Below are 10055 nucleotides of genomic sequence, written 5' to 3' on the forward strand. Positions count from 1 at the left end.
TTCCACAAGAACTACAACAAAAAGGAATCCGCCATGCGCCGCACCCTGCTTTCATGCGCCCTGCTGCTCGCCGCCGGGCATGCCGCGGCCAGCACCGCGTGGGTCTCCAACGAAAAGGACAACAGCCTGAGCCTGATCGACATGCAGACCCTGCAAGTCACCGATACCCTGCCTGTCGGCCAGCGCCCACGCGGATTGTTGCTGTCCCATGACAACAAGCTGCTGTACATCTGCGCCAGCGATTCGGACCGGGTCCAGGTGATGGACGTGGCCACACGCAAGATCATCAAGGAGCTGCCCTCGGGCAAAGACCCCGAGCAATTCGCCCTGCACCCCAATAACCGCTGGTTGTACGTTTCCAACGAAGACGATGCGCTGGTCACCGTGATCGACACCGAAACCGCTCAGGTACTCGGCCAAATCAACGTCGGCGTCGAGCCCGAAGGCATGGCCGTCAGCCCCGACGGCAAGTGGGCAGTGAACACCAGCGAAACCACCAACATGCTGCACTGGATCGACACCAGCACCCAGACCCTTGCCGACAGCACGCTGGTGGATCAGCGACCGCGCTTTGTCGAATTCAATCAGGACGGTTCACAGCTCTGGGCGTCGGCGGAAATCGGCGGCACGGTAACGATTCTCGACGTCGCCAGCCGCAAGATCCTCAAGACCCTCAACTTCCAGATCAAAGGTGTACACCCGGACAAGGTCCAGCCCGTGGGCATCAAGCTCAGCGCCGACGGCAAGTACGCGTTCGTCGCGCTGGGCCCGGCCAATCATGTGGCGGTGATCGATGCCAAGACGTTCGAAATTCTCGACTACCTGCTGGTCGGGCGACGGGTCTGGCAATTGGCGTTCACGCCGGATCAAAAGCAACTGCTCGCCACCAACGGCGTCAGCGGTGACGTGTCGGTAATTGATGTCGGCAGCCTCAAGGTCAGCAAATCGGTGAAAGTCGGACGCTACCCTTGGGGCGTGGTGGTGACGCCATGAACGCACTGGAAGTCAGCGAGCTGAGTTTTGCCTACGGTGCCCGGGAAGCATTGCGCCACGTGAATTTCAACCTTGCCCCGGGACGTTTCGCTGCTCTGCTGGGGCCCAATGGCGCCGGCAAATCGACCCTGATCGCCCTGCTGACCCGGCTCTATGATGTGCAGCATGGAGATATCCGGGTCGGCGGCTATTCATTACGCGATGCCCCGCGCCCAGCACTCAAGCAGTTGGGCGTGGTGTTCCAGCAAAGCACCCTGGACCTGGACCTCAGCGTCGAGCAAAACCTGCGCTATCACGCGGCGTTGCATGGTCTGTCCCGGCGCCAGACCGGTATCCGGGTTGAAGCCGAGCTGGCCCGCCAAGCCCTGACCGAACGCCGTCGCGAACGGGTGCGCGAACTTAATGGCGGCCATCGTCGCCGGGTGGAAATCGCCCGCGCCTTGCTGCATGAACCGCGCCTGTTGCTACTCGACGAAGCCAGTGCAGGACTCGATCCCGCCAGTCGTCTGGCGCTCAATCAGCACATGCGCAACCTGTGCCGCGAACACGCCATCAGCGTGTTCTGGACCACTCATCTACTGGACGAAGTGCAGGCCAGTGATGACTTGCTGATTCTCCATCAAGGCCGACTGGTGGCCAGCGGACAGGCCGATGCGCTGAGCCTTGAACATGGCGGCGACCTCGGCTCAGCCTTTACTCGCCTGACTACTTCAGGAGCTGCGCGATGAATGCTTACTGGCAATGTTTCAGCGGTATCGTGCTTCGCGAATGGCTGCGTTTTGTGTTGCAACGCACGCGGTTTCTCAGTGCGCTGGTGCGGCCACTGTTATGGCTGCTGGTCTTTGCGGCCGGTTTCCGGGCGGCCTTGGGCATCGCGATAATCGAACCCTACGACACCTACATTCCGTACGAGGTCTACATCATCCCTGGCCTTGCCTGCATGATCCTGCTGTTCAACGGTATGCAAGGTTCACTGTCGATGGTGTACGACCGCGAAATGGGCAGCATGCGCGTGCTGCTGACCAGCCCGCTGCCGCGGACCTTTCTGCTGTGCAGCAAGTTGCTGGCCACGTCGCTGATTTCCCTGTTGCAGGTGTATGCCTTTTTGGCGATTGCCTGGCTCTATGGCGTGCAACCGCCGGCCATGGGATTACTGATTGCCCTGCCGGCGTTGCTGTTGGTAGCGCTGATGCTCAGCGCCTTGGGGCTTTTACTGTCGAACGCCATCCGTCAGCTGGAGAACTTTGCCGGGGTCATGAATTTCGTGATCTTTCCGCTGTTTTTCCTGTCCTCGGCGTTATATCCGTTGTGGAAAATGCGCGAGGCGAGTGAGTGGTTGTACTGGCTGTGCGCGGTGAACCCGTTCACTCATGCGGTGGAGCTGGTGCGGTTTGCTTTGTATGAGCGCTTCAATCCGCTTGCGCTGGCGGTATGTGTGGGGCTGACTATCGTATTCGCACTACTTGCCGTGCTCACCTTCAACCCACAGCACGCGGCCCTGCGCAAATCCAACTGACCACACAAATCCAACTGTAGGAGAGAGCCTGCTCGCGATGGCGGTGTATCAGACAACATTGATGTTGGATGAAAGATAGCTATCGCGAGCAGGCTCACTCCTACATTTGATCTTCATCAGGGGGGGAATTACTACTTTAGTACTGGTTTCCCTGTCTATCGTCGCATTCCCAAAGCCCCCCACCTGGCATGTAATAGGTCCATAACTATAAGGATCGACCCCATGCCGCGTGCCCGACGTTGCCTGTTGCGCCCTACTCTCGCTGCGTTGTCGCTGAGCCTGTTGCTGGGCAGCGCGCACGCCGAATCACCGCTGTTTTCCGCTGATGGCTATCGCATCGGCCTGTACCGCAGCCCGACGCCGGAAACCCTGCAAGGCGCGACCATCCTTGACACCCAGGCCCTGCAAACCTTGCTCAGTCAAACCCCGCCGCCGGTCCTGATCGATGTCTACCGCCGCCAATGGCTGCAAGGGCAATTCATCGAAGACCAGCCCCATGAAAACCTGCCCGGCAGTCACTGGCTGGCCAATACCGGCGACGGCGACCTGACGCCCGACTGGCAGGGTTACTTTGCGCGTAACCTCAAGCTATTGACCGCCGGGGATCCGGCACGACCATTGGTCTTCTATTGCCGCGCCGACTGCTGGTTGAGCTGGAACGCGGTAAAACGGGCGTCCGCCATGGGCTATAAGACGTTGTATTGGTATCGCGACGGCCTCGACGCCTGGCAAGCCGCCAACCTGCCCGTGACGCCCGCCCGGCCAGAACCTTTCCCCTGATCTTTACGCTGGCGTGTTGTTGCCACACCATAATCAAAATAATGAGGTGAAAGGCTATGTACAAAATTCTGATTGCCGACGATCACCCGCTGTTTCGCGAAGCGATTCATAACGTCATCAGCGATGGTTTCCCGGACACCGAGGTCATGGAAACCGCCGACCTCGACAGTGCCCTGGCACTCACTCAAGAACACGACGACCTGGACCTGATCCTGCTCGACCTGAACATGCCCGGCATGCACGGGCTCAATGGCCTGATCAATCTGCGCAACGAGGCCCCGACCATTCCGGTGGTGATTGTCTCTGCCGAGCAGGACAAACAAATCGTCCTGCAAGCCATTACCTACGGTGCGGTGGGTTTCATCACCAAGTCGTCACCGCGCACACAAATGACCGAGGCCATCCAGCAAATTCTCAATGGCAACGTGTACTTGCCCCCGGACATCATCCGCACCACCCGAACCAACACCCCCCGCCGGATGAACGACACCCCGAGCTTCCCCCCCGAATTGCTCCAGGCCCTGACCCGCAAGCAATTGCAGGTGCTTGAACGCATGACCAAGGGCGAATCGAACAAACAGATCGCCTATACCCTGGAAATCGCCGAAACCACCGTCAAGGCCCATGTCTCGGCGATCCTGCGCAAACTCAACGTGCACAATCGGGTGCAGGCGATTTTGAGTGCCGGGGATATTGATTTCGGGTCTTACTTGCGGCGTTGAGTCAGGGAGACCGCGTCGTTCCCTTCGCGAGCAAGCCCGCTCCCACATTTAATCTCCAGTGATCACAGAATTTGTGAACATCCAAGAACAAATGTGGGAGCGGGCTTGCTCGCGAAGAGGCCGGCACGGGCGCCAGATGAGTCAAAGTCGTGTGAGCAAATGACTCATCGCCGTCTTGAGTTTCATCGGCCGCACCGGTTTGTGCATCAGGGTGTGGCCCAGCTCGCGGATCTGCTGCTTGAGTTCATTGCTGTAGTTGGCGGTGATCATCATGGCCGGGATCGGTGACGCACGACGCGCATTGATMCGGGCCACGGCGTCCACACCATTCTGATCGTTGTCCAGGTGGTAATCAGCGATCAGCAGATCCGCCTCGGCGTGGTAATTGTCCACCTGTCGCGCCAGGTCCTCTTCCGACAGCGCCGTTAGCACCCGACAGCCCCACCCTTCGAGCAAAGTGCGCATGCCGGCGCAAATGGTCGCGTCGTTGTCCAGCACCCACACCCGTGCCCCACGCAGGCGCTCAAGCATCGGCTCGCTTATCTGCAACGTCGGCAGCGGCTTCGGTGCGGTTGCGCTCAAGGGTACTTCGACCGAGAACATCGAGCCCTTGCCCGGCCACGAGCGCACATGAATGCGATGCCCGAGGATCCCGGCAATTTTCTCGACGATGGCCAGCCCTAGCCCCAGACCGCGATCTTGATCCGGGCGCTGCACATCACCGCGTTTGAACTCCTGGAAAATCTCTTCCAGACGATTGTCGGCGATGCCCATCCCCGTGTCCCAGACCTGGATCAACAACCGCTGATGAAGACGCCGGCATCCGAGTACCACACGGCCGCTGTAGGTGTAGCGAATCGCATTGCTCAGCAGGTTGCGCAGGATGCGCGCCAGTAACTGGATGTCGCTGCGCACCAGTGCCGAACAGGCAATGAAATGCAGTTCAAGGCCCTCACTGCGCGCCACTTCGGTGTATTCAGCCGCGAGGTTTTCCAGCAGTTCGCTGAGGGCGAACGGCGCAACATCGGCCTTGATCACCCCGGCATCGAGCTTGGAAATATCCACCAGAGTGCCCAGCAGGTTCTCCACGTCTTCCAGGGAGTTACTGACATTGCGCACCAGAATCTCGTTGGAATTCGGCTCGCGTCGCTCCAGCAACGCACTGGTAAACAAGCGTGCGGCATTCAGCGGTTGCAGCAAATCGTGGCTGACGGCCGCGAGAAACTTGGTCTTGGACAGGTTGGCTTGCTCGGCGTCGAGCTTGGCCTCGCGCAAACGTGATTCCACTTCGCGACGCTCTTCGATTTCACGCAACAACTGGCCATTGAGGGTGGTCAGCTCCGCCGTGCGTTCGCGCACCCGCAACTCAAGATTCTGATACGCCTGGTGCAGCGCCTCGGCGGTGCGACGACGCTCGGTGATGTCGCGGATCAGCACGAAAATCCCCACCACCTCCCCGGAAGCCAGGCGATTAGGCACGTAGGAACGCAGCATGTAGCGCTCTTGATTATTAACGTTGGTTTCAGCGAACTCGAACGTAACGCTCTCGCCGGCCAGCGCCCTCGCCACGTAACTCTCCAGACGTTGGTAATGCTGTTCGCTGTGCACTTGCCGCAGGCTTTGGCCGAGCATTACGCCCCGGGGCCAGCAGTACCATTCTTCGTAGACCTTGTTGGTGAACTCGTACACCAGATCGGCGTTGAGGTAGGCGATCAGCGCTGGTACATGGTCGGTGATCAGACGAATCCAGCGTTCGCTTTCACTCAGCGTCTCGGCATGCTGGTAGCGCTCGGTGATGTCGGTGAAGGTGTTGACGAAACCGCCAGTGGGCAACGGATGCGTACGGATCTCCAGGACCCGGCCGTCATAGAGGCGTTGTTCGCATTCCTGTACCGGCCGTCCATTGCCGTCGCGACTGGCCGGGGTCAGCAGGTTCAACTCGGTGTCGGCGATCACTTCAGCAAACGGTCGATGGGCAGCGACCGGCGCCAGCCCGCTCAATTCGAGGAAACGCCGGTTCCACAATTCCAGAATGCCCTCGGCGTTGACCATGGCCACGCCTTGGGAAAGGTTATCGACCGCCCGCTGCAACAGATGCGATTTCTGCGCGACGGCCTGTTCGCGGCGCACGGTTTCACTGAGCTTGACGTCGGTAATGTCGGTGAACAGGATGACCCGTCCGCCTTCCTGAGTCGGCCGCTCGCTGACTTGCAGCCAACGCCCGTTCTGCAAGCGGTACAGCAGGCTCTCGTCGGCAGGCCCGCGCGGTTCTTCGGTGAATAGCCCATTGCTCATCATCAGGCGCTTGACCTCGGTCAGGCGCATGCCCGCGTTGATCCGCACCCGGCTGTTGCGCCAGAACGCCTTGAAGCGACTGTTGAACAAGACGATTCGCTGCTCGGCGTCGAACAAGACAAAGGCATCGGAAATACTCTCGATGGCATCGATCAGATGTCGATGTGCCGTCTCGGCACGCAGGCGTGCCTCGCTGAGTAAATGGTTGCCAGCCTTGAGTTCGGCCATGGCCTGGTTCAAGGCATCGGTGCGCTCACGGACCTGCTCGGCCAACACCACTGAATGCTGAAACGCTGCGTACGGGTCATTGCCCCGGGTGATGCCGGACTCGATACGTTCGATCAGCGCAGCGTTGATCCGCTGCAGTTTATGGTTGTCGTGGCGCAGGCCGGCCAATTCGGCCTGCAGCTCAGCGATGTCCTGGGACACGGCCGCGGGCAATGGCAACGCCGGTGAAGGTCTGGTTGATGTGCATGCCATTGAACTGCTCTCCGTAGGTGTTGAAACCCATCACCCGTTGCTCGCGCAAAAACGCCCCGATATCGTCGAGACGACCGTCGTCTTCCAGTTCCAGTCGCCTGAGAAAACAGTCGCAGCCGATGGTCAGCATCAGATCACCCAAGCGCTGCTCCAGCCCCTCGAACAAGCTTTTCAGGTTCGGCAACATGGGGCCCGGGGTCATGGCGGTGAGCACGATGCCATTCTCCACGGCGCAGTAAAAACTCAGGCTCAAGTCCGCGTGCACCTGCTGGATGGCGCGCACGTAGTACTGCTCGTTGATCTTCACGGCCAACGGGTGCGCAGCGAAGATCCGGTGATCCAGTTCACTCACCGGCACGCCGATGTGCCGGGCGTATTCGGCGGCGGCGGGTTCCGCGTTGAGTTCATAGACACGACGCGAGGCGCTGTCGGCCCCGGTCACCACCAGTTTTTCGGCCCGGGGAAGCATGTGGTGGGTGGTGAACACTTCGAAATCCAGCCAGGTATTGACCAGCACCACCACCGCCGCTCCGCTGTGAAAGGCGCCATCGAAGTACACATGGGTGTGGGTCAGGTAGTTGTCGTCACCGGCCGAACCGCCGAAATGGGGAATGTCGCCCAGTGCGGCACTCAAGGCGGCGAGGACCATTTCTTCACGGCTGGATAAACCATCGAGCAGGGTCAGGGCAAAACTGTTGCCCTTGATCGGTGCCAGGGTGTTGCTGCGACAGCCGCTGACCAGGCGCTCGACCATCTGCTGCGCGTCGATCAGGCTGAAGTGTTCCATTTCGTCGATCAATTCGACGGCAATGGAAAAGTGCCGGTGATCGAACCCCACCGCCGTCACGCAATTGCGTCCATAGCCCAAAGGGGTGATTTCCCCGGCGCTGGTGCAGCCCACCAGGCGAATCCCACCGAAACTGTGCTGCAAGGCCTCGCCTAGGGCCTGCAAGTCATACTCGGCGGAACAGAAAAACAACACGAAGCCCAGATGCGGATGCAACAATTGACGCGCCAGTTCCTGCGCCACTTGCCGGGCATCGGTGGCCTGGGACATTGCGCTGACGACACCTTCACCCTGAACCTGCTGCATCGTCGCCTCCCGCAGGTGCGTATGGTTGAGCCAGGAGTTTACGAAACCCGCGCAGCGCAACGAATGCTACTTGGGTAGCAGTCAGACGCTTCCATGGGATGAGAGGGATGGTGAACTTCGCTGTGGACCCGACCGGGCCCACCAGCAGGGTGTTGTTTTTAGACGCCGGCCCTGAACAGCATAAAAGCGGCAATTACAATGCAGACGCTGGCAAAGCCGACTTGCAACGCCCGCGCTGGCACATGTGCGCACAACTTGCGGCCAATGATCATGCCGACAATGCTGGCGACGATGAAACTGACGCCAAGGCTGTCGATGCGCACGCCCGCGTGAAACGCGCCGATCACGCCAATGGCGGAAATCAGGCTGATCACCATCAGGGACGTGGCGACGATCCCGCGCATCTGCACGTCAGTCAGTTGCTTGAACGCCGGGACGATCAGAAACCCGCCGCCCACGCCGAGCAGCCCGGACACCACGCCGGTCACCGCGCCGAGCGACGCCAGGGTCGCCGTACATTTGGCTGTCCAGGAAAAACGCCCGGTCTGCTGATCGAGCATGCAATTTTTCTGCCCCCAGTTGGCCTGACCGTGATCGCTCGGCCCTGCTTCCTGACGCTCACGGCGCAACATCCGCCAGGCAACCATGACCATCAGCAGGCTGAACAGAGTCATCAGGATTTTTTCCGGCAACTGGTGGGCGAAGTAGATGCCGACCGGGGAAAACACCGCGCCGAGCAGCGCGATCAGCAACGCCGCGCGGTACCGCACCAAACCATGCCGCAACCCGTCAATCGCGCCGACCGCTGCTGCGCTGCCCACCGCAAACAAGGCAACGGGCGCCGCTTGGGTCATGGTCAAGCCCAACCCCAGTACGAGGGCCGGCACCGCAAGAATGCCGCCACCGGCCCCGGTCAAACCGAGGACAAGGCCCATGACCACCCCAAAAAAACTTGCCAGCAACATAAACCACTCGTGATCTGCGGAAAAAGGCCGGGAACGCCCGGTATCGATGACTGACAGGATAGAGCCCGCGCAGATTTTTTCATCAATTGAATTGAATCGGGGCTGGTCAATGCGGGGAAAATGAAACTACCCTCGGTGCTTGTTCACATAGAAATGCTCACCATGCCTGCGTTGATTGAAGCTTTCCTTGACCCCGACTCGTCGACCTACAGTTACGTGATCTACGAAGCCGATGGCGGCCAGTGCGCCATTGTCGACCCGGTGCTCGACTACGATCCGGCAGCTGGCAGAACATGCACGGCTCAGGCCGACAAAATCATCGCGTTTGTGCGCACTCATCAGTTGCAGGTGCAATGGTTGCTGGAAACCCATGCCCATGCCGATCACCTGTCAGCCGCGCCTTATCTGCGCCGGGAGCTGGGCGGCAAAATAGCGATTGGTCAGTCGATCAGCAAGGTTCAAGGCGTGTTCAAAAGCCTGTTCAACCTTGAGCCGGAATTTTGCGTTGATGGTTCGCAGTTCGATCATCTGTTCGCGCCGGACGAGTCGTTCTTGATCGGCAACCTCAAGGCCACAGCGCTGCACGTGCCCGGCCACACCCCGGCGGACATGGCCTATCTGATCGACGATGAGCAGATTCTGGTTGGCGACACGCTGTTCATGCCCGATGTCGGCACCGCACGTTGCGACTTTCCTGGCGGCAATGCCAACCAGTTGTACGCCTCGATTCGCAAACTGCTGGCCTTCCCGGCCGGCGTGAGTCTGTACGTATGCCACGATTACCCGCCCGAAGGCCGAGAGTCCAAGTGCATGACCACGGTTGGCGAGCAGCGCAAAAGCAACATCCATGTGCATGACGGGATTGATGAGTCAGCATTCGTCGACATGCGTACGCGGCGCGATGCCGGGTTGGGCATGCCGAATCTGCTGCTGCCGGCGATTCAAGTGAACGTGCGAGCCGGGAATTTGCCACCGGCCGAGAGTAACGGCGTGACCTACCTGAAAATTCCCATCAACCAGCTCTGACTCACCACCCTCCACGTAGCAGCTGTCGAGCAACGCGAGGCTGCGTTTGCGGTGTGCCTGACAAAACCCGATTGCCGGGTTTGCGACGGCTGCGCCGCCGGACGCTGCCTCGCGGGGCTCGACAGCTGCTACAAATCGCATCAACCAGATCTGACTCACCACCCTCCCCGTAGCAGCTGTCGAGC

Annotated in this window: 9 protein-coding genes; 6 read left to right on the plus strand and 3 right to left on the minus strand. The window is 59.8% G+C overall.

Annotation, left to right across the window (positions count from 1 at the left end; genetic code table 11):
- Nucleotides 1-33 precede the first annotated feature (33 nt).
- The 5 genes from AC1DRJ_RS03965 to AC1DRJ_RS03985 all read left to right on the plus strand — a co-directional run bounded on the left by AC1DRJ_RS03965 (nucleotide 34) and on the right by AC1DRJ_RS03985 (nucleotide 4011).
- A complete protein-coding gene (locus AC1DRJ_RS03965; protein WP_477800933.1) occupies nucleotides 34-993 on the plus strand; it encodes a YVTN family beta-propeller repeat protein in 960 nt (319 codons plus the stop codon).
- Nucleotides 990-1721, plus strand: coding sequence for an ATP-binding cassette domain-containing protein (locus tag AC1DRJ_RS03970; RefSeq protein ID WP_477800934.1), 732 nt, complete (start codon nucleotides 990-992; stop codon nucleotides 1719-1721). Before AC1DRJ_RS03965 ends, AC1DRJ_RS03970 begins: the two co-directional genes overlap by 4 nt.
- Nucleotides 1718-2509, plus strand: a complete 792-nt coding sequence (locus AC1DRJ_RS03975; protein WP_477800935.1) for an ABC transporter permease — start codon at nucleotides 1718-1720, stop codon at nucleotides 2507-2509. Before AC1DRJ_RS03970 ends, AC1DRJ_RS03975 begins: the two co-directional genes overlap by 4 nt.
- A gap of 222 nt (nucleotides 2510-2731) precedes the next feature.
- Nucleotides 2732-3289 (plus strand): PQQ-dependent catabolism-associated CXXCW motif protein, encoded by a 558-nt coding sequence (locus tag AC1DRJ_RS03980; RefSeq protein WP_477800936.1) that lies wholly within the window; start codon nucleotides 2732-2734, stop codon nucleotides 3287-3289.
- A gap of 56 nt (nucleotides 3290-3345) precedes the next feature.
- Nucleotides 3346-4011: a response regulator gene (locus AC1DRJ_RS03985; RefSeq protein WP_477800937.1), complete on the plus strand. Its 666-nt coding sequence runs from the start codon at nucleotides 3346-3348 to the stop codon at nucleotides 4009-4011.
- 141 nt (nucleotides 4012-4152) lie between these two features.
- Here AC1DRJ_RS03985 and nahK read toward each other — a convergent pair whose 3' ends face one another.
- From nahK to AC1DRJ_RS04000, 3 genes are all read right to left on the minus strand, one after another.
- Nucleotides 4153-6786 carry a hybrid sensor histidine kinase/response regulator NahK/ErcS' gene (gene nahK / locus AC1DRJ_RS03990; RefSeq protein WP_477800938.1) on the minus strand — a complete coding sequence of 878 codons (2634 nt, stop codon included), beginning with the start codon at nucleotides 6784-6786 and terminating at the stop codon, nucleotides 4153-4155.
- Nucleotides 6716-7879: a nitric oxide-sensing protein NosP gene (nosP, locus tag AC1DRJ_RS03995; RefSeq protein WP_477800939.1), complete on the minus strand. Its 1164-nt coding sequence runs from the start codon at nucleotides 7877-7879 to the stop codon at nucleotides 6716-6718. Before nosP ends, nahK begins: the two co-directional genes overlap by 71 nt.
- A gap of 158 nt (nucleotides 7880-8037) precedes the next feature.
- Nucleotides 8038-8844, minus strand: coding sequence for a sulfite exporter TauE/SafE family protein (locus AC1DRJ_RS04000; protein ID WP_477800940.1), 807 nt, complete (start codon nucleotides 8842-8844; stop codon nucleotides 8038-8040).
- A 162-nt stretch (nucleotides 8845-9006) separates the two neighbouring features.
- Between AC1DRJ_RS04000 and AC1DRJ_RS04005 the strand changes: the two genes are divergently transcribed.
- On the plus strand, nucleotides 9007-9870 hold the full coding sequence (locus AC1DRJ_RS04005; RefSeq protein ID WP_477800941.1) for an MBL fold metallo-hydrolase: 864 nt from the start codon (nucleotides 9007-9009) through the stop codon (nucleotides 9868-9870).
- The last annotated feature ends 185 nt before the right edge of the window (nucleotides 9871-10055 follow it).

This window comes from Pseudomonas sp. P5_B2, assembly GCF_056400445.1.